Below are 26,417 nucleotides of genomic sequence, written 5' to 3'. Positions count from 1 at the left end.
AATTATGAAAAGACACGACGCATTGGTACAGTTAAGCCGCGACCATCATTTTGGTCTTCTGCTCTGCTGGAAATTAAAAGAAGGCTTAAAACGGAATATTTCACCGGAAAGAATTTCGCGGTATATTCAGCTGTTTTACGAAAAAAATCTGAAACCTCACTTTGCGGAGGAAGAAGAAACATTATTTCCTCTTTTAGGAAATCATCATCCCTTGATTGACGAAGCGATTTCGCAGCACCGCGCCTTTGAAAAAATGATTGGTGAAGGATTTGATAATCCGGAAAAGATTCAAACCTTTCGGGATCTTTTGGAACTGCACATCCGGACGGAAGAACGACAGATATTTCCTGAAATTGAAGCGAAAGCAAGCGAGGAAGAACTGAATAACCTTCTAAAACTGGATTTTCCCGAATTAAAGGAACCGGAATACGAAGATATATTTTGGAAGTGAACAAAAGTAAACCCCAGGTTTTGGGGTTTATTTTTTTCTTTTGGCCTTCGATTTCGCTTTTTCCTGCGCGCGGTTGGCCCCGATTTTTTTCGGAAGTTTTCTGGCGTGAGGACCACCCCAATTTTCCTTTTTGTTTTTATCTTTTTTCTCGTGAAAAGCACCACCACCTTCTTCCAACTTAATGACGTTGGCATTTTTCATCACGATTTCATCTTTTTCAGAAGCAATTTTCGTCGGATTAATTTTAATCTCTGTGGGGAAATCTACAAACGTAACCTCCTTATTCATCAAAACTTCGATTTCCAGCAAAAGAACTTCCTCTTTTTTCGTAACAAACGACACGGCAACTCCTTCTTTATCTGCGCGACCAGTTCTACCAATTCTGTGAATGTACTGTTCAGGAACGTCCGGAATTTCGAAATTAATTACGTGGGTAATGTCTGAAATATCCAAACCTCTCGCCATAATATCGGTGGTAATCAAACCGCGGACTTCCTGCTTTTCAAAACTTCGCATCGCGTTCAAACGGTAGTTCTGCGATTTATTGGAGTGAATTACATCAAACTCGTCCGGAAAAAGTTCTTCAATTTTAGTGTAAAGCTGGTCGGCATGCCTTTTATTATTGCAAAAGATCAATACTTTCGAAAAATCCTGGTCTTTCTTCAGCAGATGTTCTAAAAGGTTGATTTTGGTATTAAAGTTCTGTACTTTATAAGCAACCTGCTCAATTTTTTCCAGCGGTGTCCCAGATTTCGCCAGAGATATTTCCAGAGGTCCGGAAAAATATTCGTAGAGCAAAGCATCGACCGCTTCTGTCATGGTTGCAGAAAAAAGAATGTTCTGTCTTTTCTCCTTCATCATCTGGAAAATGTGCGTCAACTGTGCTTTGAAACCTAAATTCAGCATCTCATCAAATTCATCAATGATGAGTTTTTGCACTTCTTTCAGGGAGATGGCATTATCGATGGCCAAATCCATGGTTCTGCCGGGCGTTCCTACCAAAATATCGCAGCCGTCGTTAAACAGAAGCTTTTGAGTTTTAATATTTTTTCCACCATAAATTCCGATAACGCGTGCGGTCATGTTCTGCGTTAAATTTGTAACGATTTCCGCCACCTGAACTACCAATTCCCGCGTAGGAACCAAAATAAGAATGGTGGGATTTCCGCTTTTATTGTACTTCCAATTTTTCAAAACGGGCAGCAAATACGCCAGCGTTTTCCCGGTCCCGGTTTGCGCAATACCCATGACATCCCGACCCGAAAGAATGGGCCCTAAACTTTTTTCCTGAATAGGCGTCGGTTCAAATAAATTGGAGTCTGCTAAAACATCGAGTATTTTTTCCGGCAAATCGAAATCCGCAAAAGTGGTTTTTTCCATTTTGCAAAGATAGGTTTTTTGGCAGGATTAGAATATTTTGTACTTTCGATGAATGAAAGATTATGCTTTTCTCCTTTTAGCGCTTCTGTTTTCATGTGATCAAAAGCCGAAACCGCCCGCGAATGTAAATACAAGCAAATCAAAGTCTGCCCAAATCACCAAACAAAAGGACTCTTCTTTAAATAAATGGTTACAGTATTATCAAAGTGAAAATCCGGATTTCAAACTCGATAATTTTAAATTAAAAGAAACTTCAAAAATTTCTTTTCGCGAAACTTCTGTACCAATTTTGAATAAAGAAGGCTTCAATGAAACGTATAAGCCATTTTTAGTTTTTAATAAAAGTAAAGATCACTATTTGGATTTCGACAGTTACAACTGGTTTTTGGAAGCTGACGGGACAGCGGGATTTGAAGCGGATCAGCAAGTGGTACTTGTCGACTTAAAGCAGAAAAAAGCAAGGCAAATTGCTTTTTTCGGCCCGTCGTTTTGGGTGGAGGAAGCGTACTGGAAAGGCGATTCCGTAGCGGTTTTACTCGGAAATTCTTACGATAAAATTCCGTTTAAAACCGAATATAACTTTCTACAAAACACCGTAAAATACTATCAATCTGCTGACACTTTAAAATTCGAAACGCCTTATTTCAAAATGAGACTGAAAAAAAGAGGAATCAAAATAGATTAAAAGCGAACCCAGAAGTTTCATTTCACCTTTTCCAAAGCTATTCCCACTCTATTGTTGCGGGTGGTTTACTCGAAATATCATAAGCAACACGGTTAATACCGCGAACTTCGTTGATGATCCGGTTGGAAATGTTCTCTAAAAATTCCCACGGAAATTTGCTGAAAGTGGCCGTCATAAAGTCGGTGGTATTTGCAGACCGAACAACTGCCGTGTACTCATATGTTCTTTCATCGCCCATTACGCCGACCGATTTTACCGGAAGCAACACGACGAAAGCCTGCGAAACTGTTTCGTACAATTTATTTTTGTAGAGTTCCTCGATAAAAATATCATCGGCTTCCTGCAATATTTTCACTTTTTCTTCATCAACTTCTCCCAAAATTCTGATGCCCAAACCCGGGCCCGGAAAGGGATGACGGTGAACCAAATGATGCGGAATGCCAAGTTCCTCTCCTACTTTTCGAACTTCGTCTTTGAAGAGTTCACGCAACGGCTCTAACAAATCGAAACCTAATTCTTCCGGCAGTCCGCCCACATTGTGGTGAGATTTAATGACGGATGAAGGCCCTTTTACAGACTGACTTTCAATAACATCAGGATAAATTGTGCCTTGCGCTAAAAACTTTGCGCCTTCGATTTTATGAGATTCTTCGTCGAAAACAGCCACAAATTCGTTCCCTATAATTTTTCTTTTCTGTTCAGGATCTGAAATGCCTTTTAGTTTGGTCATAAATCTTTCAGAAGCGTCGATCAATTTGATGTTGAGGTGAAAATGATCACCGTAATTTTTCATCACTTTCTCTGCTTCGTCTTTGCGCATCAAACCTGTATCAACAAAAATGCAGGTTAGCTGGTCGCCAATGGCTTTATGAATTAAAACAGCGGCCACAGAGGAATCGACGCCGCCGGAAAGACCAAGAATGACTCTTTGATCACCGACTTTTGCGCGGATCTCGGCAATAGTTTCGTCTATATAATTTGTCAGTTTCCAGTCTTTTGGGGCTTTGCAGATGTTGAAAATGAAATTTTCGATCATTCTTGCACCTTCTTCGGTATGCGAAACTTCCGGATGAAACTGAACGCAATATATCTTTTTGGATTCGTTGGAAATGGCAGAAATAACATCGGTCACTGCATTAATATTGAAACCGGCGGGCACAGATTCGACCTCATCAAAATGACTCATCCAAACCGTGGAAAATCGGCTAACGCCAGCCAGCAAGGCATTTGACTTTTCGATCTGCAGTTTGGCCTTACCATATTCTCCTTTGATGCCTTTTTTTACTTTTCCGCCTAATAAATGCGTGATAAGCTGCATGCCGTAGCAAATACCGAGAACAGGAATGTTTTTTTCGAGCAGTTCTTTTTCTATTAAATGAGCGTTTTCGACATTCACAGAACTGGGACCGCCGGAAAGAATGATCCCGGAGGGATTTTTCGAAATAATTTCTGCAAGTGGAGTATTGAAAGGAATTACTTCGGAATAAACGCCGTGCTCGCGAATTCGGCGGGCGATTAATTGGTTGTATTGGGAACCGAAATCTAAAATAATGATACCGTTGTTCATGTAAGGTTTTCTATTTAGGGTTGAATTGTGCTGAACCGTTATTTTAAGGTCTGAGGAAGATGAAAATGGAGTCGTAACTAGCCCCGATTGCAACGGAAATCCTTTTTTGAAAAAAAGATTGCAGCGGAAAGCGGGAAATAGCTTCAAAAAAAGACGTGAAAAATCACGCCTTTTGCTTTTTAAAACTTCCCGATGTCTTCTCTGTAAAATCCGTAATCGAATTTAATACTTAAAGCATCTTCGTATACTTTTTTGCGCGCTTCTTCGTAAGAGTCGCCTGTTGCAACCACACTCAGAACGCGGCCACCAGTCGTTAGAACTTTGTCGCCGACGTTTTTGGCGCCTGCGAACAGGACCTGGCTGTGTTTTACCTGATTTAAATTTCGAACTTCAAAGCCCGTTTCGATGCGGTGCGGATAGCCACCAGAACACATTACAAGACAAACTGCTTTTTCGTCTTTAAATTTGAGTTCGATGTCGCGACCTTCCAGACAGTCCATAATAACGTCGAAAAGTTCGTTTTCCAGCAACGCCAGCAACACCTGAGTTTCCGGATCGCCTAATCGCATATTGTATTCGAGCAGATAAGTGCCCTCGTTGGTCACCATTAAGCCAAAGAAGATAAATCCCTTGAAGTGGATATTGGCAGCGTTAAGTCCGGCTAAAGTTGGGGCCAAAATATGATCTTCGAAATCTTTGTAATGTGCGTCGGTAAATTCCGGGCTCGGCGCTACACTTCCCATTCCACCTGTGTTTGGACCTTTGTCGCCCGTTCCGGCTTTTTTATAGTCTTTAACGGGAATGCACGGAAACAGTTTTTTGCCGTTGGCAAAGGCGATAATGGAAGCTTCAAATCCTCGCAAGTATTCCTCGATTACCAACTGAATTCCGGCGTCGCCGTAAATTCTTTCGATCATAAAACGGTGGATGGTGGATTCTGCTTCGGTAAGATCATCGGCAATTACAACGCCTTTTCCGCCCGCAAGACCGCTGGCTTTAATAACGATGGGAAATTTTTGGGTTTTCACATAATCCATCGCTTCCTGATAAGCATCGAAAACTACGGCTTTTGCTGTTTTGATATTGTTCGTCTGCATGAACTTTTTGGAAAAAGCTTTGCTGCCTTCCAGTTCTGCCGTTCTTTTTCTCGGACCGAATATTTTTAGGTTATGTGCTTTAAATTCGTCGACAATTCCTTCTACTAAAGGTGCTTCCGGCCCGACAATCGTAAGATCTATTCTTTCGTTGATCGCAAAATCCCGCAGACCTGCCACGCTGTCTTCGTATACATTTTGTCCCAGTTTTGCGGTGGTCGCGTTGCCTTTTGCGAAATACATTTTAGAAATTCTGTGATCGGCACTTAATTTCAGAGCAATTGCAGATTCTCTGGCTCCGTTTCCTACGATTAATATTTTCATTATTTTTTTGCTTATTTAGAATTTTACAAAATTACTCATTTGTAAATGGATTTCAAATTTAGTTGAAAGAAAATTTTCTTAATTTACGTTAAAACTACTACTCCGCTTGCACTGGCTGAGGAATCAATGGAGGAAATGACGCATGCCGGTAAACATCATGGGAATACCGTGTTCGTTTGCAGCCTCAATGCTTTCCTCGTCGCGCATGCTTCCGCCGGGTTGAATAATTGCTTTAATGCCCTGCTCTGCACAGAAATCTACGACATCGCGGAAAGGGAAAAATGCGTCAGAAGCCAGAACCATATCGCCGGAGAATTTCTCTTTTGCCCGTTCGATCGCATGCTGCGTGGCCCAAATTCTGTTTACCTGTCCACCGCCAATTCCTAACGCCTGAAAACCGTTAGAAACGACAATCGCATTGGATTTTACGTATTTTACGACTCTTTGCGCAAACAGCAGTGCTTTCTCCTGCTCTTCGGAAGGTTTGAAAACGGTAACGGTTTCAATTTGATCGGAAAACTGATTGTCATTGTCCTGAACTAAAATTCCGCCATCTACCTTCACCCAGGTTTGAGCGTCGGAGACGGGATTTTTAATTTTGATGATTCTTAAATTTTTCTTTTTTCTTAAGATTTCGAGCGCGTCTTGGGTAAAGTCCGGCGCCATCACGATTTCTAAAAATGTTTTGTTGAGTTCTTCGGCCGTGGCGCCATCAACTGTAAAGTTCATCCCGATAATTCCGCCAAAAATAGAAACGGGATCGCATTCAAATGTTTTCTTGTAGGTTTCCAACGCGGAAGTTCCCACCGCAACACCGCACGGCGTAGAATGTTTCACCGCACAACAGGCCAGTTCTTCTTTGAATTCGTTGACGACCTTCCAACACAGATCCATGTCGCGAAGATTGTTGAAGGACAATTCTTTTCCGCCCAAAATTTCGAAATCCTTCATCGCGCCGTTATCCGTCGTGGAAACGTAATATGCTGCAGTTTGATGCGGATTTTCGCCGTAACGTAAGTCTGAAAATTTTTTATACGAGGCATTTAAATACTGCGGATATTCTTCCTCCAGAAGCATCTTTGAAATCGCACCATCATACGCGGAAGTCAGATTGAAAACTTTTCCCGCCAATTTTTTCCGTGTTTCCAAAGTCGTATCGCCCGTTTCGGCAATCTCCTGCTGAACTTTTGCGTAATCTGCAACATCAGTGAGCACCGTAACCGAATTGTAATTTTTTGCGCCCGAACGCAACATTGACGGGCCGCCAATATCGATAAATTCTACTTTTTCGTCCAAAGATATATCGGAATTGGCATTTTCGAAAAACGGATACAAATTAACGATGACCATATCGATTAAACCTATTTCGTGTTCCTGAACGGTTTTCATGTGCTCTTTATTCGTCCGCACAGCCAGCAAACCGCCATGAACTTTTGGATGCAACGTTTTTACGCGTCCGTCTAACATTTCGGGGAAATCGGTGACCTCATCAATTTGAATGGGATGCAAACCTGCTGCTGAAAGATGCTTGAAGGTGCCGCCAGTGGAAACCAGTTCGTAGTTATTTGCTTCTAAAAATGTTGCTAAGTCTGTGAGTCCGGATTTATCGGAAACCGAGATGAGCGCTCTTCTTTTTGACATTTTATTTCTGTTTACTTTTTATTAGATTTTTGGTTTTTGGCTTCCCCTCTTTTGAAAGAGGGGTGCCGAAGGCGGGGTGTTAGGACTGTTAAGAAAAATTTTTGATAATGAAATCTTCCAGTTCTTTCATGACATTTGCTAAATCATTTTTTATTCTGAAATCCGAAATCCTGTAAATTTTCAAATTCAGTGATTCTAAGAATTGCTGCTGGATTCTATCCAACTCTTCTTTATTACCGTGCGGCGACCCGTCAATTTCGATGACTAGACCAAGAGATTTAATGTAGAAATCGACAATATAATTTCCAATTATTCTTTGTCTGTCAAAATCGATCTGGTGAAATTCTTTATTTCGAACCTGCTTCCAAAAGATCACTTCGGACAAGACATAACCTTTTCTTAAACTTCTTGAACGGGCAAGAAGATCCTTATTTTTCGGAAGAACTTCGATTTTTCTTCTAAAGATTTCTACGCCATCGCTATGTGTTAGCGTTTTCTTTTCCATTTTATTTCTGTACACACCCCGTCCTTCGGACACCCCTCTTTTTAGAGGGGAAAATTCAGCACTTTATTAATCGCTTTCGGAAAAATCTCAAATTCGGTCTCATAATTTTTTTTCTGCAGACTTTCTAAACTTTCGCCCTCTGAAATTTCAAATGATTTTTGAAGGATGATTTCCCCTTCATCGATGCTGGAAGTTACATAGTGTACCGTGGCACCGCTTTCTTTTTCGGCTGCCGCTAAAACCGCTTCGTGAACATGATGTCCCCACATTCCTTTTCCGCCGAACTTGGGCAACAAAGCCGGATGAATATTGATTATTTTCCCCGGAAAAGATTCGCAAAATTCTTTATTTAAAATTGATAAAAAACCTGCCAGTATAATTAAATCTGTATTTTCGGGGAGAATTTCTTTGAGTTCTTCTGAAAAAGTTTTACCGCGTGGAATTACTTGCGTCGGAATTCCGTGCTTTTTTGCACGCTCGAGACCAAAACACTCGCGGTCTGCAATCACCTTTGAGATGTTTGCGTCCGGAATTTCTCCCGTGTCGACACAGTTTATAATCCTCTGTAAGTTAGTTCCGCTGCCCGAAACTAAGACCACGATATTTTTCATTTTATTTAATGACCAATTTCTCAGTATACCAGTGAAAAGTCTGAGTTTATTAGATTCGTAAATTTTAGATCAATTTTATCTTTTCGGAACCTTCCGTAATTTCACCGATTTCGTAAGCATCGTCGATTAAGTTCAAGACTTTTTCGGCATGTTCGGCATCAGTTACAACAACCATTCCGACACCCATATTGAAAGTTCCGTACATTTCCAGGCGATCAATATTTCCGCGCTTTTCTAATTCGAGCATCACACTCGGAATTTTAATTTTTGCCGTATCAATACTAGCACACAGGTCTTCCGGAATGATGCGTGGAATATTCTCCATAATTCCACCACCGGTGATGTGGGCAATACCGCAGACGCTAAATTCTTCGAGAACCTTATGAATGGGCTGGTAATACAGTCTTGTGGGCACCAAAAGGGTCTCGTATAAAGGCTTGCCTTCAAATTCTTCATTAAAATCCGGAAAAATCTTTCGTACGAGAGAAAAACCGTTGGAGTGAAAACCAGAACTCGGCAAGGCAATAATTTTGCAGCCTTTTTTAATTTTAGAACCGTCGATGATCTGGTCTTTTTCGACAATACCGACGCAGAAACCTGCGACATCATAATCGCCGGGCTTATACATGCCGGGCATTTCCGCAGTTTCCCCGCCAATCAAGGCACAGTCGTTATCTTTACAGGCCTTCACCATTCCCATCACAATTTCTGCAGCAATATCGGCGTCCAATTTTCCGCAGGCCAGATAATCGAGAAAAAATAAGGGTTTTGCACCATGGCAGATAATATCGTTGGCACACATCGCAAAACAATCCACGCCAATAGAATCGTATCTTTTGGAATCCAGCGCGACTTTTAATTTTGTTCCCACGCCATCGGTTCCGCTCACCAAAACAGGATTTTTGTACCCTGCAATCTGATAAAATGCGCCGAAACTTCCTAGATTGTTCAGCACATTAGAATTATGGGTTTCGGAGACGGCGGCCTTTATTTTGTCGACGGTTTTGTATCCTTCTTCTTTATCGACGCCGGCGGATTTGTAAGTGTTGCTCATTTTTCTTTAAAAATTACGATCTGAATTATTTCTTTTTAATTGCGATAAAATTTATTTCTATAAATAAAAAAGCCGACAATCATTCTGATGGTCGGCTTTTTCTTTATTTTACAGCGGAAATTATACTTCCATATTTTTGGAATTTTTCTGTGGGTGAATTTAATTTTCGCATTTTCACTTTAAAAAATTTTGTTCTGCGAAAGTAAGATTTTAAATGAAATTTCCCAAATGTTTTTTTTAATAATTAAACTTTTAATAACATCCGATGGTTTAAATATAGACGAAAAGCATATTTTTGTGCAACTTAAAAAATTAAATATGGCGTCAGGATTTTTTGCAATTTTAGATGATATTGCTGCGTTGATGGATGATGTTGCTGTAGCCTCAAAAGTGGCGACGAAGCAAACAGCGGGAATTTTGGGCGATGACCTGGCTGTAAATGCAGAAAAAGCGACCGGATTTTTATCCTCGCGGGAAATTCCGGTTCTGTGGTCCATTACGAAAGGTTCGTTTCTGAATAAATTAATTATTGTTCCCATTGTTTTCCTGCTGCAGTTTTTTTTGCCCGCGGTAATAAAAATTGTACTGATTATTGGTGGGCTTTATTTAGCCTACGAAGGCATGGAAAAAATCGTCGAATATTTCTTTCATAAAAAGGAAAAGCAAGAACAAACGATTTCAGATGTGCAGGATGAAGGTGCGGAAAAAACAAAAGTAAAATCTGCTATTACAACGGATTTTATTTTGTCTTTAGAAATTGTAATTATTGCTTTAGGTTCTGTACTGGACAAAAGTTTACCCATACAAATTATGACGGTTTGTGTGGTCGCAATTTTAGCAACCATCGGCGTTTATGGAATTGTAGCCTTGATCGTAAGGATGGATGATGCGGGTTTTAAACTCATCAAAAAATCAAATAATCAAGGTTTTCTTACCACTTTGGGAAATTTACTGGTTAAAGCATTACCCCTCATCATTAAAGCTTTGGCCGTTATTGGAACGATTGCTTTGTTGCTGGTTTCAGGTGGAATTTTCGACCACAACATTAAAGAAGTACATGATTTTTTACCGCAGGTGCCGGAAATGCCGAAACAATTTTTATATGGAATTATTGCAGGTTCGATAATGGTTGCAGTAGTAACATTTGGAAAAAAATCTATGCGCTTGCCAAAAAGTAAGATTTTAAATAAAACGAAAAGGGTTGCAAAAAAATGCAACCCTTTTTTTAGGAACTGAAGTTAAAACCTTATTGAGGTAATTCCATCGGAACTTCCATTAAAAGGATTTCGGAATCATCTGTGGCTTCCAAAGTAAATCCTTCAGTTTCCCAAATCCCGAATCCATCTCTGGTTTCTAAATGTTGGTCGCCCACTTTTGCAGAACCTTTTAAAACAAAAATGTAAACGCCGTTATTGGGATCGTGCATCTGATATTTTTTAGCGTTTCCTTTATCGAACTTCGCCAGATTGAACCAGGCATTTTGGTGAATCCAAACTCCTTCATCATCTTGGTTAGGAGAAAGAATTTGTTGAAAATCGTTTCGTTTTTCGCCTTCTTTAATGCTTATCTGATCGTAACGCGGTTCAACATTCATCTTATTTGGGATGATCCATATCTGCAGAAATTTTACAATTTCATCCTTATTTTTATTGTACTCGCTGTGTTGAACTCCGGTTCCGGCACTCATTACCTGAATTTCACCTTTTTTAATTACCGCAGTTGTTCCTATGGAATCCTGATGTTCCAGATCGCCTTCCAAAGGAATCGAAACAATTTCCATATCGCGATGCGGATGTTTACCGAATCCCATCCCCGAAGCGACCTGATCGTCATTTAAAACTCTTAAAACCCCGAAATTCATGCGTTCCGGATTGTAATAATTGGCGAAACTGAAAGTATGATGCGATTTTAACCAGCCGTGATCGGCGTAACCTCTGGAATCTGCTTTGTGATAAACTGTTTTCATCTTTTTTTTATTTATTTATTATCAATTTTCTACCACAAAAGTAACATCTAACCAATCGAAAAACATTGATTTAGGGTAAGAAGTGAATGTTTAAATAATCTTCAACACAAATGTTCGCTCAAAAGACTGCTTAACTTTCTTTAAATAATTTGTTGTTAAAAGTGAACCTGCTGAATTTCTTCTTCTAATTCCTTCGGACTTTCATTTTCATCATTTTTGATGAGAAACATCGTCACCGCCGCGGCGATCAGCATGCAAATTCCCCCAACTACAACATAATCGATGGCCATTTTCCCAAAAACATTAGAGACAATTAAGCCGCCGAAAAGTCCATTTACAATTTGTGGAATCACTATAAAAAAATTGAAAATTCCCATGTAAACGCCCATTTTTCGTTGCGGAATTACATCGATCAACATGGCGTATGGCATGGCCAAAATACTTGCCCAGGCAAATCCAAGCCCGATCATGGAGATCCAAAGCATGTCGATATCTTTAATAAAAAACATAGAAACTAAGCCTAAACCGCCACACAAAAGTGCTAGAGCATGCGTTTGCTTTTTACCGATATACGTTGCAATTGGCGTTAATAAAAAAGCAAACGGTATGGCCCAAAAATTATACATCCCAAAGAGCTTCCCGGTTAAATCTCCGGCTTTGCTGAATTCAGCCGCATATTCCAAGGAATGGTCATTTTCCGGCGACAAACCGAAATGATGCGTCGCTAAAGCACTGGTGGTAAAAACCCACATCGTAAATAATGCAAACCAGGAAAAAAACTGAACGATCCCTAACTTCTTCATTTTCGCCGGAATTTTGGCAAAATCGGTAAAAATGTCGGAGAACTTCGAATGTTCGACCACGCTTTCATCATCAGAAAAATCTGCAAACTCCTGTGGCGAATATTCTCTTGTTGTAAAAATTGTGTAGAGAATGGAGAGTATTAAAATTCCAGCACCTACATAAAAGGAATAAATCACGTTATCTGCTACAAAACCTTCGGGCGCAACGTTCGAAATTCCGAGATTCGTAAGCATACTTGGCAAATAAGATCCAACGACGGCACCAATTCCGATTAAAATGGTTTGGATGGAAAATCCTAGAGTTCCCTGATGTTTCGGCAACATATCGCCCACCAAAGCGCGGAAGGGCTCCATCGCGATATTGACGGATCCATCCATCATCGCCATAAAAATTACTGCTAAAATCAGTGCATTTCCGGCGAGAAGATGCGACATTGAGGGTGCGTTTGGCAGTAAGACCAAGCCAATTGCGCATAAAACCGCCCCAATCAAAAAATAAGGTTTTCTTCTTCCAAGCGGACTCCAGGTATTGTCGCCCAGATGTCCGATAATTGGCTGAATAATCAAACCCATCACCGGTGCAACCAACCAAAAAAGGGAGAGACTTTCCACATTTGCGCCCAAATTCGCGAAAATTCTACTCGCGTTTCCATTTTGTAATCCGAAAGCCAGTTGGATTCCCAGAAAACCCATACTCATGTTGATGATCTGAGGAATGGAGAGGTTTGGTTTTATTTTTTTTGCCATATTTTTTATGTTGGATGAAAAAGAACTAAATTAATTTTTTTTTAAGTCAGAAATTATTGCGTCTTCGATTGATGATTTTATTTTGATAACATCGTCGTTAACGTCGTTGGGAATAGTTTGGGACAGAACATATTGCTTAATTTTCCATTGAGTGCCGGTTTTTTCCAGAACGCCACTGCCGCGACAAAGTTTCATCTGCGTATCAAGCAGTTCATCGAACCAGGCATATTTTCCATCGGCGCTGAAGGTGATATTTCTTTTTAAGGAAGTGAAATTCCAGGTTTTTTTTCCCTCGAAAAAAGGTTTAGACCACTCCATGAATTCTTGTTTAGTCCAGACTTCGGTCGCATCCGTTCCAATATAACTGGATTCGGCGGCGAAGAGATCGAAATAGCTTTTATAATCTGCCAAGGCTGCAAACTTATTTAAATCATCTAAAACTTTGGACACATTTTTTTTCTGAACGTTTTCGTAGAAACCTTTTTTCTGAGAAAAAAGAGCGCTGGAGAAAATCAGGAGAAAGGTGATTAATGTAAATGTTATATTTTTTCTCATTACTTATATTTTTTAAAATTGAAAATATTTAGTGAACTCCGGATGACACGGCAATTGCTTGCAAGATATTTTATTGAAGTTCTAAAATTAAGGAAGATTTTCCTGAAACGGTGATTTTATTTTGGGGCGACACAGAAAATTCCTTTCCCGAAATGACGTCTTTTCCTTTTGAAACGCCATTTAAAGATTCTGCGAAACGGTCTAAACTAAATGTTTGGTCTTTTTCATTATTGTTGATGACGACCATTACAGTTTCCTTGTCATTGTATCTAAAGTATGCATAAACCTTTTCCTTCGGCATGTAATGTTTGGTTTTGCCGGTGTGGATGACGTCTTTTCCTTTTCGCCAGTTCAGTAATTTTTGGGTGAAATTGTAAAACTCTTTCTGTTCGGCAGTTTGGGTTTTTGGATCAAAAGCATTTTGAGAATCGCCTTTCCAGCCACCCGGAAAATCACGGCGGATATCGGCATCGCCGCCTTTATTTTTATCGCCCTGCATGCCGATTTCGGAACCGTAATAAATCTGGGGAATTCCGCGAACGGTTGCGATTAAAGACATCGCCATTTTGTAGTAGCGCACATCTCCTTTAAAAATTTCATTAAATCTTTCCGTATCGTGGTTCTCAAAGAAGACCAAAATATTATTGATGTTTGGATAGAGGAAATCGTTGCCAAAAGAATTGTAAATCTTAATCATTCCCTTGTCCCAACTTTCTTCTTCTTTCAAAGCGCTTGGTAAGTCCGTGTACAGCGTAAAATCCATAACGGACGGAAGATTTGAATTATAATGATCGATTTCGGCAATCTTGGAATCTTTTTGCCAGAAAGAAACATGTGCGGGATTGTACATCCAGGCTTCGCCGACAATATTGAAGTTTGGATATTCATCGGTAATGGCTTTTGCCCATTTTGCCATGGCAACTTTATCGTTGTATGGATAGGTATCAACTCTTAAACCGCCGAGTTCCGCGTATTCAATCCACCAAATTGCGTTTTGTGTGAGGTATTTCAAAACCAAAGGATTGCTTTGGTTGAGATCCGGCATTGTAGTATCGAACCACCCGTTTAAAGCTTCCTCTTTATCGATTTCCGCAACATTGGTATCGAACTGGGAAGTTGTTCTGTAGTTAGATCGTTTGAAACCGTATTTTCCTTCACCGTCTTTAAACTGATGAATCCAGTCTTTGGTCGGTAAATCCTGAATGAGCCAGTGCGAAATTCCCCAGTGATTGGTTACATAATCCTGGATCAGCATCATTCCACGCTTTTGAAGTTTTTGGGAAAGTTCGAGATATTCCTCATTTGTTCCGTACCGCCCATCGATTTTATATAAATCGGTTTGCGCGTAACCGTGATAAGAAGTTTGCTTTTCATTGTCTTCATTCGCTGGTGTAAGCCAAAGAGCAGTAACGCCGAGATTTTGTAAGTAATCTAAATTGTTGATGATGCCGCGCAGATCGCCGCCGTGTCTGCCGCTTGGTAAACTGCGGTTTGCTTTTTCAGTGAGATTGGGTTGAGAATCATCTGAAATATCGCCGTTGGCAAAGCGGTCGGGCATGATGAGATAAATGGCATCTTTCGAAGTGAAGGAATTTCTGTCGGCGGAACCGGATTTTCGGTTTTTAAGTTCGTAGGTATAAGAATCGATGGTTTTTTTGCCGTTTTTAAAATTTATTTTGAAAGAAGAATTTTTGACCTCACCGGCATTCACGGTGATAAAAACGTAGTTTGGATTCTCTGTTTTTGTGAGATCCTTTATTTTGATTTTGTCGGAAAGTTCAACTTCATATTTTGAAATATCTTTTCCGTAAACCAAGATCTGAAGTTCGGGATTTTTCATTCCGTGCCACCAGAAAGCGGGTTCGACTTTTTGGATTTGGGCGAAAGAAAATATGGAGAGGAGTAAAAAGACGAAAGTTTTTCTCATGAAAGTTATTTTTAAAAGAATGTTGCCATTATATGGCGCTCTAATGATGATTATTTTTTCTATTAATAGGTCGCTCCTCCGGAGCTTTCAGATATTGCGATTTCGGGTGCTACCAACAGGTCGCTCCTCTGGAGCTTCCAAATATTGCGATTTCGGGTGCTACCAATAGGTCGCTCCTCCGGAGCTTCCAGATATTGCGATTTCTGATGCTATTAAGAGGTCGCTCCTCCGGAGCTTCCAAATATTGCGATTTCTGATGCTATTAAGAGGTCGCTCCTCCGGAGCTTACAAGTATTGCGATTTCTAATGCTACCAACAGGTCGCTCCTCCGAAGCTCACAAATATTGCAATTTTTAGTTCTACCAACAGGTCGCTCCTCCGGAGCTTCCAGACATTGCGGTCTTTAGGGTTACCAACAGATCGCTCCTCCGGAGCTTCCAGATATTGCGATTTCGGGTGCTACCAAAAGGTCGCTCCTCCGGAGCTTCCACCGCACCCATCTTTAAGCTACCAATTGATCGCTCCTCCGGAGCTTCCCAATACTGCAATTTTTAGTGCTACCTAAAGGTCGCTCCGCCGGAGCTTTCAAGAGATCGCGATTTTCGGTGCTACCAACAAGTCGCTTCTCTGGAGCTTCTAAATATTGCGAATTGGGTTGATTCCCGTCGGCCGCTAGCCCCGATCGCAGCGGCATCCTTTTTTGTTATTGCGAGGCGAAAACCGCAAAAAAGATTGCTGCACTTTTTTCGCAATAACAAAAAAGATATAGTGGAGAGCGGGAATAAGCTCCTAAAAAAAATTACTTCACGGGCTCTACAGAAATTGCGTAACCACCGCTCCGCGCCAGTTTCATGGGAAGTTTGGATTTGCTGGTCACGGTTTTTTTGTAAATTTTATAAGACTGCGGATTTTTGATGTAATCGGCATCGTCGCCGTCCGCGTAGACCGTAGCTTCATACTTTTTACCTTTTGGCAGGAAGGAAAAATCTACAGTATAATTTCTGGCATTTTCATCGGTGATTCCGCCTACAAACCATTCGTCTTTTCCTTTGGTTTTTCGCGCAGTGTGAATATAATCCCCGGGTTCTGCAGACAAAATTTTGGTATCATCCCAATCGAGCGCCACATCTTTGATGAACTGAAAAGCATCCATGTGTCTGGCGTAATTTTCGGGTAAATCGGCCGCCATTTGAAGCGGAGAATACATCACAACATACAACGCCAATTGTTTCGCCAACGTGGTTTTTACGAATCTGGTATCGCCCGGAAAATAATAGTTGAGTTGCGTCTGGAAAATTCCCGGCGTGTAATCCATCGGGCCGCCCATAAATCTTGTGAAAGGTAAAATGGTTTGATGATCGGGATTATTGCCGCCGAAAGCTTCGAATTCTGTTCCACGCGCGGCTTCAGCGCCGATCCAGTTAGGATAAGTTCGGCTTAAACCGGTAGGACGAATGGATTCGTGGGAATTGACCATAATTTTGTAATCGTTGGCTTTTTCAACAATGCGTTGATAATGATTAATCGTCCACTGAGAAAAATGATGTTCGCCGCGTGGAATAATATTGCCGACATAACCCGTTTTCACCGAAGGATAATCGTATTTGTTCATCAGTTTGAAAGCATCATCTGCCCATCTTTCGTAGTTCGTTGCAGAACCGGAAGTTTCGTGATGCATCATGAGTTTCATATTTTTGGAATGCGCATAATCATTCAGCATTTTAATGTCGAAATCCGGATACGGCGTTACGAAATCGAAAACGAATTCTTTACCGTGACCGAACCAGTCTTCCCAACCCGTGTTCCATCCTTCGATCAATAAAGCATCAAAACCGTTTGCCGAAGCGAAATCGATGTATTCTTTCACTTTTGTATTGTTAGCGGCATGCTTTCCGTTCGGTGTGAGTTTGGAGAAATCGGTTTTTCCGAGATGAACATTAGTGGCTGTGGAATAGGCCCACTGGGATTTTCCGATAATCATTTCCCACCAAACGCCCATATATTTTGTTGGTTTGATGTAGGAAGTATCTTTGTATTGTGTAGGTTCGTTCAGATTAAAGATCATCTTAGAAGCGAGAACTTCTTCCGCTTTTGGAGAAACAATGATGGTTCGCCAGGGCGAAACTGCCGGAGTTTGGATGTATCCTTTTGCGCCCTGACCGTCGGGAGTTAGATGGGTTTTAAATTTAAAATTGGTGGCATCGAGTTCCAGATTTGCGGCGGCGTAATTAATCACCGCGGCTTCCGAAATATTCATATACATTTGATCTTTACCTTCTTTTTTCAGCATTAAAGGCATTTGCACAGCATTTTTAATTAAAGACTGCGAAGCATTTCCATCGTAAGAAGTGGGCCATTTTGCGGGTACTTCGGAAAGATTTGTTGTCTGCGTCTGATATTCTTCCGAATCGTAATCACCTGCAAGCCACCAGGCTTTCATATCAGTGGGCAGATCAATCTCGGAATCTTCTTCTTTAATAACGAAATAATTGAGATTTTTCTGTTCCGGAAATTCGTACCGGAAACCTAAACCATCATCAAACAAACGAAATTTAATGATGATATGCCGGTCATTTGCGTCTTGATTTAAGGTAACCGCCAACTCATTATAATGATTGAGATAAGATTTTTTCTCTCCCATAACCGGGTTCCAACTTTCGTTTTTAGAATCAAATTTTTCGGCAGTTTTGGTAAAACCGTTATCTAAATTTTTGCCTTGCTGATTTTTATTTTCGATTTCGGAGGCGAACTGAATATCGCCGTCTTTCAACAATCTTAATCCCAACCTGGAATCTTCGACGACGGTTTTTCCTTCATATTTCAGATCATAAAATGGAACTCCGGCTTTTAAATGGAAATTCATTTCGAATTTGCCGTTGGGCGATTTTATAGACTGTGCATTAAGCGCGAAACTTCCCAATAGAAGGAAAGCTGCAGATATTTTTATATTTTTCATAGTGATTTTTCGAATCATTAAATTTAAAGAAAATGGCTTTAATAAGCAATTATTTAGGATACGTTCTGTCTTTAAAAACAAAAAACTGCTGCTATAAAGCAGCAGTTTCTCAAGCTATGGATTATAATTTTTGATTATAGCGGTGTAATCATATAAGTTCCAAGTTTTACGTTTGCCGTAATTTTATACATTGTATTGCCGCCGCTAAACTGAATATTGTTATTGTCGCCATTAGGACCTAAAAATCCAGTGTTGCCAGCATTGTGGATGTTACCCCACTCCAGACCGGACCAATCCTGCTGACCTAAAAACTTGAATTCAGCACCATCCGGAATTGCAATCTCATACTCGTACACGCCGTCATTAATCTGCGTCATTTTGAGCGCTGTTGACGCATTCCATCCCTGTAAAGATCCTACTAAATAAACATCTGTAGGCAAAGTTGGAGAAGATGAAGGTGTTACCGTTATGTCCCGGGAATTTTGATCAATATTGATTTTGTACATTCCTGAATTTCCTGTAAATTTCATATTGTCTGTACCGGAAGGTACAAGGTTGGCGGACCAGGTATTGAAATATTTGTACCCTTCCTGTATTCCGTCAGCATTCAGGCTGTAGTTTAGGGGATTCCAGTCCTGCTGCCCAAGAAATCTAAATTCACCATCATTTTGAAGATAGGTATAGATCTCAGAAATTTCATTGTTGTTGTGTAAAATTTGAGCTTTTGAGGCATCCCAACCAACAGCGGTTCCGCTGCCTACTAAATAAAAGGACACAAACGCCGGCTGGTAAGGAGTAACGGAAAAGGTAACGACTTTTGAAGTTTTTGTAATCGTTCCGCCCGTAGATTCTGTGCTTGCAGTAACTCTCACATCGATGTCTGAGGGAACTCCAACGGGAGCGCCCAACTTAAGAGCAGCGTCATTTAACTGGAAGTTTGTCCAGGTCAACATTTTGTCATTTAATGTTGTACCACCGGTTACAAAAGCTGTAGAACCATGCGGTGCAATCTCGACGGTATAGTTAACATCTACTCCATAAGCATAATCTTTCCAGGTAACTGTGGCTGCAACGGCATTTGGGTTTCCTGCGTCCAACGCAATTGTCTGACCGGCGGTCGGGCTTGTAATAACCGGAACTGCCGCTGGGTAAGGTGTTACAGAAAATCTAATGGTATTGGAAACTTCAGTTCCTTTTTCAACCCTTACATAAGCAGTTTGCGCCGTGTACGGACTTAAACCCGCCTGCAACATCGCCATGTTCAACTCTCCGATAGTCGTTTTGAGTGTATTTGTAGTTGAAGTGCCAATTTCTGCTTTTGTTGCAAAATCTTCAGTGGCAGATACAATAACCGAATAATCACCGGCGGCCTCCGTTTTATCCCAAGTAAGAATAAAAGGATTATCCGCCATGGTCGGGTACAAAACTGCCGCTCCCAAAGTGGTGTCGTAAAGTTTGAAGGACGCTTCCGGATTGGTCCAATCCCGGTCTGCCTCATCGCGACACGCCTGAATTAAGAGCAATGGTAGAATAATTACCACCAAAATTTTAAAAATATTTTTCATTTTATTTTAATTAATTATTAAGGGATGATCCTGATTATTTAACAGGAATGATCGTGTAAGCGCCTGTAGCATCATTGAAATAGATATCATAATCCCACTCTGCAGCTAATGGAATATTGTCACCACCTTGCGTTGCAGTCCCAAAATATTCGGAGTTTCCTCCCCAATTGGTGTCCCAGGAATTATTTGCTCTGAATTTAAATTCACCTCCAGATAAAGTTTCGCCCATCAAAACCCAAACATGCGGATCAAACGTCGACTGCGTCATTTGGGTATCGTTATCGAAGTTACCGTTTACAGTACCGATAATTGATATTGAAGTGTAGGTAGTTGGTGAAACAGAAACAGGTTCCAGCGTATATGTAAGCGCCGCAGTATCTACCGTTAATTTATAATAGCCGTCCGCCGGAACGGAAAGATTACCTGAACCCCCATCGGTACTAAGTTGTCCCTCTGCTGCGCCTTTCCCAAACTGTGCGTCCCAGGAGCCTTTAACCTTGATCATTTTGAATCCCGCAGCGTCCACACCACTTTTTGCTTTAAAAAAGCCGGTGTAGGTATATTGGCTTGCCACGCTCGTTTTCAGCAGGGGCAACAAAAAGTCGTTATCCGCCAAATTGTCCCAACCGCCCGGCGTTGCGTTACCGATTATAAAGAGGTCTTCGTATTCGTAAGTTGGGCTTGCCAAATAAGGCGTGATGGATAAACGTGTTACGTTCGAAACTGCAGGTAAATCGTCTGCACCAACGTACGCGGTAACTCTGAAATACATGTTTTGAACGACGTTCGGCACCAATCCGATTTTCTTGGCTGCTTCGTTCATTTGTTTTGTAGTGAAAGTGATGTTTCTCATCGACTCGGTAACAATACCTATTTCGGCAGGCGTGCTGAAAGCTTCGTCGGCCGACATTTCAACGCTGTAATTTACTGCCACAGGAATGGAATATTCTGCTGCCGTCCAGGTGATTGTTAAGGCTGCATTATTAGGAAAATTTTGGTCCAAAAATAAATGGTCGGTCGATAAGTCCATTACCATTGGTGCACCAGTGTTGTTAGCGGTGACCAACTCTCTATCGCTACAGGCGATTAAACCGATTATAGCAATAAAAGCAAAAATTATTTTATTTAAAATATTTGTTTTCATTTGTATGGTATTAATATCCAGGATTTTGGATTAAGTTAGGATTTGCTACAATATCTTTAGCAGGTATCGGAAATAGGTTTCTGTATTCTCCTACAGCTGCTCCGTCTTTTACGTTACCCTTCCAAGGCCAAAGGTACGCCGCAGTAGTAAATTTACCATAACGCACAAGATCTGATCTTCTGGTCATTTCCCAGCCTAATTCTCTTCCACGTTCATCGAGTATAAAATCTAAATTAAGAGATCCTACAGATGAAGCTCCTGCTCTGGTTCTTAGTGAATTAACATAACCTAAGGCCGTTGAGATATTTCCGTTTCCGCCTCTTAAAGTCGCTTCTGCGTACATTAAGTAAATATCTGCTAATCTAAAAATTGGAATATCGGCGTCGCAGAAGTTCTTCGCATTGTCGCTGCCAAAGTTACCTGCGCTCGTCAAATTTTTGTATTTCACAAATGCATAACCGTCGTTAAAATTGCCCAAATCGTTGATTTCCAGAGTCTGTCCGTCTTTGTAGAAGTTTCCTCTTTTATCGTTCGAGTTGAATAAACCTACGAAAGCAGAGGTTGTTCGTAAACCACCCCAACCACCAGCGATTCCAAACATAGATTCGGCCGGCATTGTGCCTCCAACTGCAGCGTGAACCATGTAAGTAGAGCCACCGGATGTTTGAATATGTACCCCATCAAAAGCAATAGGGAAGATTACTTCGGGATTATTCTGATCGTTATCCGCGAGGAATAGATCTTCATACTTCCCTTTTAAAGAATATCCTGCCCCGATTACTTTGTTACAGTAAGTGATAACATCGTTATTGCGCTCTGTGCCGGTATATACTTTGGAGTTTAAATAAAGTCTGGCAAGCAGAGACCATGCTGCTGCCTGATCTGCTCTTGCATACGCATTTGTTCGCGGAGCTTTTAGCTCTTCGGAGATTGCCAGCAACTCCGTTTCTACAAATTTAAATAAATCTGCGCGGGCAATTCTGGCAGGCGGCGTTACAGATCCTGGCAAGTAAGTTTCATCAACGAAGGGAACGTTTCCATATAAATCTAACGCGTAGAAATAGGAAAGGGCACGTAAATACCGTGCTTCCGCGCGCATGTATTTCGCTTCGGTAAGATTGTCTCCGGTGATGTTGTTCGCGGCCAATTTTTCGTCAGTAACATTTCTTAAGAACTCGTTGGACGTCGCAATTTGTGTGAAGATTCTGTAGTATAATCCGGAGATAAATTCGTTGGAAGAATCCCAGGTCATTTTATGAATGGTATGAAGATTACCGTCATTCCAGGCAATTACTGCCTCATCCGTAGGTATTTCCTGCATGGTGAATAACATCCTGGTGTACTGGGAGAAATTTCCATCAATTCCATTCACATCGGAATTACCTCCGTTGGATTCCTGACCACCATTCGCAAAACCGCCATAAACTTTTGCTAAAGCGTTTGGATAATTGGCGTAATCGGCAAATATGCTGGCAGAAGTCATGCCTATGCGTGGCTCCTGTTCCAAATCGCTCACGCAAGATGTTATAGAACCCAGGGCCAAAAACCCGATAACTGTTAGTATTTTAAAATTTTTACGTATCATCTTTTTTTCTTATTAAAAATTAAAATTAAGGCCCAAAGAGTAGACTCTAGGTGACTGATAATACCCATTATCAATCCCGCCAAAAACCTCCGGATCTACGCCCGTGTAATCTGTAATCACGAATACATTTTGCGCCATTGCATATACCCGTAAAGCACTTCCACTGGAAAATATATTTTTAAAGTTATAACCCAGATTCACATTGTCTAACCGAAGGAAGGATGCGTTTTCTACAAATATATCTGAAAAATACTGCGGGGTATTAAATCGATAATCTGCCGCGGTATAATATATATTCTGAAGGTAGTTATTGGTGGCTGCAGACTGCAGGGAACTGTTGGATGCTGCATTGTTGTAAAGATAATTGCCTAATACTGCTCGTGCACTCAAACTTGCATCCCAGTTTCTATAGGCAACTTTTGTGTTAAAGCCAAGTGTGACATCTGGCTGACTGGATTTATAATAATACAGATCACTTGAATTAATTAAACCATCGCCATTTCGATCGACGTATACACCGTCCAATGGTTTACCGTTATCCCCATAAACCTGCTGGTATACTCGGAAGGAATACGGGTTATAACCCACAACATGTGCCTGAATTGTGTTGCCTACTCCGCCGGTAATATTTCCAACAGGTAGATTAAAGGAGTCATCTGCACCCTGAACGAGATTGGTCACTTTCGAATTATAATGGGTTGCATTAAAAGATACTTCCCAGTTTGTATTTTCCGTTTTTACCGGTACAAATGTAATTGATCCTTCGATTCCTTTGGTATCCATATCACCAGCATTAAGAATATTATGGTTGCTTAAATCTCCAGCTGCAATGGTGGCATCCACCAATAAGTCTTCCGCCTTTTTCTGATAAATATCAATGGAACCGAAAATTCGGTTCTTGGCAAAACCATAGTCTAAACCTACGTTCTTTGTACTTGTAGTTTCCCATGTAAGTAACGGATTATAAATATCGGGTCTCAACATATAATAGTACTGGCTTCCAAACTGATATTCTGCACCCTGAACACTGGGCGAATAATTTGCGAAGGCCGGGTAATAATTATTGTCACCCAATTCCTGATTTCCCGTTTTCCCCCAACCCGCTCTAAGTTTCAAGGTATTGATGCTGGTGTCTTTTAAGAAATTTTCTTCATTAATTTTCCAGGCCAAAGATACCCCGGGGAAGTTGCCCCAAACATTATCTCTCGTTCCATTGTAAAATCTGGAAGAGCCATCTCTTCTGATCGAAGCAGAAACAATATATTTATTCGCAATAGTAAAAATTCCTCTACCGTAAAATGACAGCAATACTGCCTTACGATCGATCGGATTTGTAATTCCACCAGGTTGTCCGTTTCCTTGAACTGTTTGGATTAAAGGTGCCGTTGTTTGGAAATCCTGATACGAGTAACCCGCCGTTAGATCTACATTGGTGTCGATCGCTGTAATGGTTTTCGTATAAGCCAAATAGGTCTCGAGTAATTTATTTTTTTCTCGATGGTATATTCTCTGTTAGAGCCCAAAATATTAAATCCAGATTTATAGATGGGGCTAATTCTTGTGAAACCTTCTCCTTTTGCATAATCGTACCCAGCATTTACATTAAAATGCAAATCCGGTAGAAAGTGCAGTTTATAATCAAGCTGAATATTCCCTAATCCTCTATACACAGAAGAAATATCTTTAACGGCATCCAGTTGAGCCAAAGGATTGGCATTAGAGTTTACGTTAAGACCACCATTTAACAGCCATTCGTAATATCCGCCATAGTTGCTGTTTCCAGAATAAACAGATTGCGAGGGATCAAAGTAGGTTGCGCTTCCAATAACGCCGCCCGCAGGAAAACGGTTATCAGTATAAGTTCCTTTTGCGTTGACATTCACGGTTAAGTGATTGTCAAAAAACTTCGGATTCAAATTTAAACCAACCGATGTTCTTTTGAAAGAATTGGTTTTTACAATTCCATTCTGGTCGTTATAACCGATTGATAGTCTGTAAGGCAAACCTTTAACACCGCCGGACAATGCAAGATTATTATCTGTTCCCCATGCTTCCTGATAAATAAGATCCTGCCAATTCGTATTTGAAGTTCCCAATTGGGCTTTGTACCCGGTATTTGCAAAACTGTTTACAAAATCTCGATATTGATCTCCGTTTAAAACCGGAACATTTCCCATTTTTGTGGAGACGGACATCATGGTAGAAAAATTAATTTTAAATCTTCCTGCAGATCCTTGTTTGGTTGTAATCAAGATTACACCGTTTGAGGCTCTGTTCCCATAAATTGCGGTGGCAGAGGCATCTTTTAAAATATCAAAACTTTGAATGTCATTCGGATTGATCAGCGAAAGCGGATCTGCAGCACCACTAATGCCGCTAAAATCCTGGGGCACGCCATCAATAACGATCAAGGGAGCCTGCGACCCATTAAGCGATCCAATACCTCGGATTCTTATAGATGCTCCCGCGCCAGGAGCCCCATTGTTGCTCACGATTGTAACCCCCGGCGTCTTACCCTGAATCAACTGAGCCGGGCTGTTGGCTCCGCCGTTGAAATCTTTCTCGGTTACAGACGTAATGGAGCCCGTAAGATCCGATTTCTTCTGTTTACCGTAACCAATTAAAACAACCTGCTCAATCTCGGCGGTCTTCACTGAGTCTGTTGTTTGTGCGTGTAACATTGTGCCTGCAAAAAGTAAAAAAGCCGGCGCAACTTTCAAAACTGTCGTATAGTTTCTCACAAAAATAAATTTAAGGAATTAATATTCAATACATAACTACTCCTTTGAGGGAAGTATCGCAATTTAATCAAAAAAACAATTATTAATAATTTAATCCCAAAAATGTTAATTTATATTCCTAAAAACCATATATTAAAATGGCCTCTTTGCGTTATCTTATTGATTTACAATTTATTAAAAATATATTTCCTCATTTTGAGACTTTAAAAATTTAACATTTAGTTAAACAAACGTTTAGCATTTTACGTGTCAAAATACCAAATAATGCTACAAAAGGCGGATTTCGACCGTTCTTTTTCTCAAATCATGGCGTTAATTTCAACATTTTACTCTGATGAAATGGCATTTATCAACAGTGAAAATTTCGGTGCAGGATCAAGATAGAATAATACCGTTCTTGTGATGAAAATCTCTTTCTAATCCGCAGATTTTATCATATGCCCGCTGTTTCGTCCGCGATGGGCATGACTAAAAATTTTTAAAGGCGTCTGAATATAATCTATCAATAGATACATTTCTACTGAAAATAATTTACTAAAACCTATATATTATGTGAAGCATTCAGTAATTTAGCATTATTAATTAAAAAATAAAAACAATGAAAAAATTAATTTTTGCAGTGTTTGCTTTTTTTTCAATCATTGCATGCAAAACACAGCCCTCTCAATCCACACCACCTCCTCCTCCACCAAAAGAGGTTAATGAAATAACCACGGATGCTAATATTGCTGCGGGTACAGAACGGGGCGTCCTTATGAAAAACGGTGTGATGATGACGATGCAGAATGGGGAATCCGTGCCGATGACATCGGATATGACATTGGAAAATGGGGACAAAGTACTGATGAACGGCGAGATCATTCATAAAGACGGATCTAAAACCAAGATGCAGGAAGGGATGATAATCAATAACTCCGGAACCAGGATGGATCAAAATGGAAAAATGATGGAACCTAATCGGTGAAATCAGTAATTAATTAAACACAAATCGCGGTCTGCTGAAAATAAATTCTAATTTTTAGCAGACAGTTTTAATTTAAGCTACAAACCTACGGACTAAAAAAGTCCAGATCAAAACGCTGTCTCACTCGATTGCACTAATAAAAATTCAACGCC

Annotated in this window: 21 protein-coding genes; 4 read left to right on the top strand and 17 right to left on the bottom strand. The window is 40.5% G+C overall.

Annotation, left to right across the window (positions count from 1 at the left end; genetic code table 11):
- The first annotated feature begins 4 nt into the window (after positions 1-4).
- A complete protein-coding gene (locus tag L0B70_RS09520) occupies positions 5-451 on the top strand; it encodes a hemerythrin domain-containing protein (RefSeq protein ID WP_235141568.1) in 447 nt (148 codons plus the stop codon).
- A gap of 27 nt (positions 452-478) precedes the next feature.
- Here the strand turns inward: L0B70_RS09520 and L0B70_RS09515 are convergent, their stop codons facing one another.
- Positions 479-1,831 (bottom strand): DEAD/DEAH box helicase, encoded by a 1,353-nt coding sequence (locus tag L0B70_RS09515; protein ID WP_235141567.1) that lies wholly within the window; start codon positions 1,829-1,831, stop codon positions 479-481.
- 52 nt (positions 1,832-1,883) lie between these two features.
- Between L0B70_RS09515 and L0B70_RS09510 the strand changes: the two genes are divergently transcribed.
- On the top strand, positions 1,884-2,516 hold the full coding sequence (locus L0B70_RS09510; RefSeq protein WP_235141566.1) for a hypothetical protein: 633 nt from the start codon (positions 1,884-1,886) through the stop codon (positions 2,514-2,516).
- 37 nt (positions 2,517-2,553) lie between these two features.
- Here the strand turns inward: L0B70_RS09510 and guaA are convergent, their stop codons facing one another.
- The 6 genes from guaA to purM all read right to left on the bottom strand — a co-directional run bounded on the left by guaA (position 2,554) and on the right by purM (position 9,312).
- Positions 2,554-4,083, bottom strand: coding sequence for a glutamine-hydrolyzing GMP synthase (guaA, locus tag L0B70_RS09505; RefSeq protein ID WP_235141565.1), 1,530 nt, complete (start codon positions 4,081-4,083; stop codon positions 2,554-2,556).
- A gap of 179 nt (positions 4,084-4,262) precedes the next feature.
- Entirely contained in the window at positions 4,263-5,501 is a 1,239-nt protein-coding gene (purD, locus tag L0B70_RS09500; RefSeq protein WP_235141564.1) for a phosphoribosylamine--glycine ligase, read from the bottom strand.
- Between the two features lie 123 nt (positions 5,502-5,624).
- Positions 5,625-7,142: a bifunctional phosphoribosylaminoimidazolecarboxamide formyltransferase/IMP cyclohydrolase gene (gene purH, locus L0B70_RS09495; RefSeq protein ID WP_235141563.1), complete on the bottom strand. Its 1,518-nt coding sequence runs from the start codon at positions 7,140-7,142 to the stop codon at positions 5,625-5,627.
- 88 nt (positions 7,143-7,230) lie between these two features.
- Entirely contained in the window at positions 7,231-7,647 is a 417-nt protein-coding gene (locus L0B70_RS09490) for an endonuclease domain-containing protein (protein ID WP_235141562.1), read from the bottom strand.
- 41 nt (positions 7,648-7,688) lie between these two features.
- Positions 7,689-8,258, bottom strand: a complete 570-nt coding sequence (gene purN / locus L0B70_RS09485; RefSeq protein ID WP_235141561.1) for a phosphoribosylglycinamide formyltransferase — start codon at positions 8,256-8,258, stop codon at positions 7,689-7,691.
- A gap of 64 nt (positions 8,259-8,322) precedes the next feature.
- Positions 8,323-9,312, bottom strand: a complete 990-nt coding sequence (purM, locus tag L0B70_RS09480; RefSeq protein ID WP_235141560.1) for a phosphoribosylformylglycinamidine cyclo-ligase — start codon at positions 9,310-9,312, stop codon at positions 8,323-8,325.
- A 318-nt stretch (positions 9,313-9,630) separates the two neighbouring features.
- Here purM and L0B70_RS09475 point away from each other — a divergent pair, with 318 nt between their 5' ends.
- Entirely contained in the window at positions 9,631-10,548 is a 918-nt protein-coding gene (locus tag L0B70_RS09475) for a DUF808 domain-containing protein (RefSeq protein ID WP_235143588.1), read from the top strand.
- Between the two features lie 10 nt (positions 10,549-10,558).
- On the opposite strand, the gene L0B70_RS09470 is transcribed toward L0B70_RS09475, so the two are convergent.
- The 10 genes from L0B70_RS09470 to L0B70_RS13470 form a co-directional block, all read right to left on the bottom strand.
- On the bottom strand, positions 10,559-11,278 hold the full coding sequence (locus tag L0B70_RS09470) for a pirin family protein (RefSeq protein ID WP_235141559.1): 720 nt from the start codon (positions 11,276-11,278) through the stop codon (positions 10,559-10,561).
- 155 nt (positions 11,279-11,433) lie between these two features.
- On the bottom strand, positions 11,434-12,828 hold the full coding sequence (locus L0B70_RS09465; protein WP_235141558.1) for an MFS transporter: 1,395 nt from the start codon (positions 12,826-12,828) through the stop codon (positions 11,434-11,436).
- A 30-nt stretch (positions 12,829-12,858) separates the two neighbouring features.
- The gene (locus tag L0B70_RS09460) at positions 12,859-13,383 is read right to left on the bottom strand and encodes a nuclear transport factor 2 family protein (protein WP_235141557.1); all 525 of its coding nucleotides are present in this window, start codon (positions 13,381-13,383) and stop codon (positions 12,859-12,861) included.
- A 70-nt stretch (positions 13,384-13,453) separates the two neighbouring features.
- The gene (locus L0B70_RS09455) at positions 13,454-15,310 is read right to left on the bottom strand and encodes a glycoside hydrolase family 13 protein (protein WP_235141556.1); all 1,857 of its coding nucleotides are present in this window, start codon (positions 15,308-15,310) and stop codon (positions 13,454-13,456) included.
- Positions 15,311-16,109: 799 nt separating this feature from the next.
- A complete protein-coding gene (locus L0B70_RS09450) occupies positions 16,110-18,266 on the bottom strand; it encodes a glycoside hydrolase family 97 protein (RefSeq protein ID WP_235141555.1) in 2,157 nt (718 codons plus the stop codon).
- 134 nt (positions 18,267-18,400) lie between these two features.
- On the bottom strand, positions 18,401-19,831 hold the full coding sequence (locus L0B70_RS09445; protein ID WP_235141554.1) for a SusE domain-containing protein: 1,431 nt from the start codon (positions 19,829-19,831) through the stop codon (positions 18,401-18,403).
- 34 nt (positions 19,832-19,865) lie between these two features.
- Positions 19,866-20,975 (bottom strand): SusE domain-containing protein, encoded by a 1,110-nt coding sequence (locus L0B70_RS09440; protein WP_235141553.1) that lies wholly within the window; start codon positions 20,973-20,975, stop codon positions 19,866-19,868.
- Positions 20,976-20,985: 10 nt separating this feature from the next.
- Positions 20,986-22,560 (bottom strand): RagB/SusD family nutrient uptake outer membrane protein, encoded by a 1,575-nt coding sequence (locus tag L0B70_RS09435; RefSeq protein ID WP_235141552.1) that lies wholly within the window; start codon positions 22,558-22,560, stop codon positions 20,986-20,988.
- 12 nt (positions 22,561-22,572) lie between these two features.
- On the bottom strand, positions 22,573-24,027 hold the full coding sequence (locus L0B70_RS13475) for a TonB-dependent receptor (protein ID WP_311195381.1): 1,455 nt from the start codon (positions 24,025-24,027) through the stop codon (positions 22,573-22,575).
- Entirely contained in the window at positions 23,985-25,301 is a 1,317-nt protein-coding gene (locus tag L0B70_RS13470) for a TonB-dependent receptor plug domain-containing protein (protein WP_311195380.1), read from the bottom strand. The genes L0B70_RS13475 and L0B70_RS13470 overlap by 43 nt, the downstream gene beginning before the upstream one ends.
- Before the next feature lie 598 nt (positions 25,302-25,899).
- Between L0B70_RS13470 and L0B70_RS09425 the strand changes: the two genes are divergently transcribed.
- Positions 25,900-26,265 (top strand): DUF6799 domain-containing protein, encoded by a 366-nt coding sequence (locus tag L0B70_RS09425; RefSeq protein ID WP_235141551.1) that lies wholly within the window; start codon positions 25,900-25,902, stop codon positions 26,263-26,265.
- The last annotated feature ends 152 nt before the right edge of the window (positions 26,266-26,417 follow it).

The organism is Kaistella sp. 97-N-M2 (genome assembly GCF_021513235.1).
GTDB lineage: Bacteria > Bacteroidota > Bacteroidia > Flavobacteriales > Weeksellaceae > Kaistella.
The sequence above is the reverse complement of the archived record's forward strand: the minus strand, read 5'-3'. Positions and strand labels throughout refer to the sequence as shown.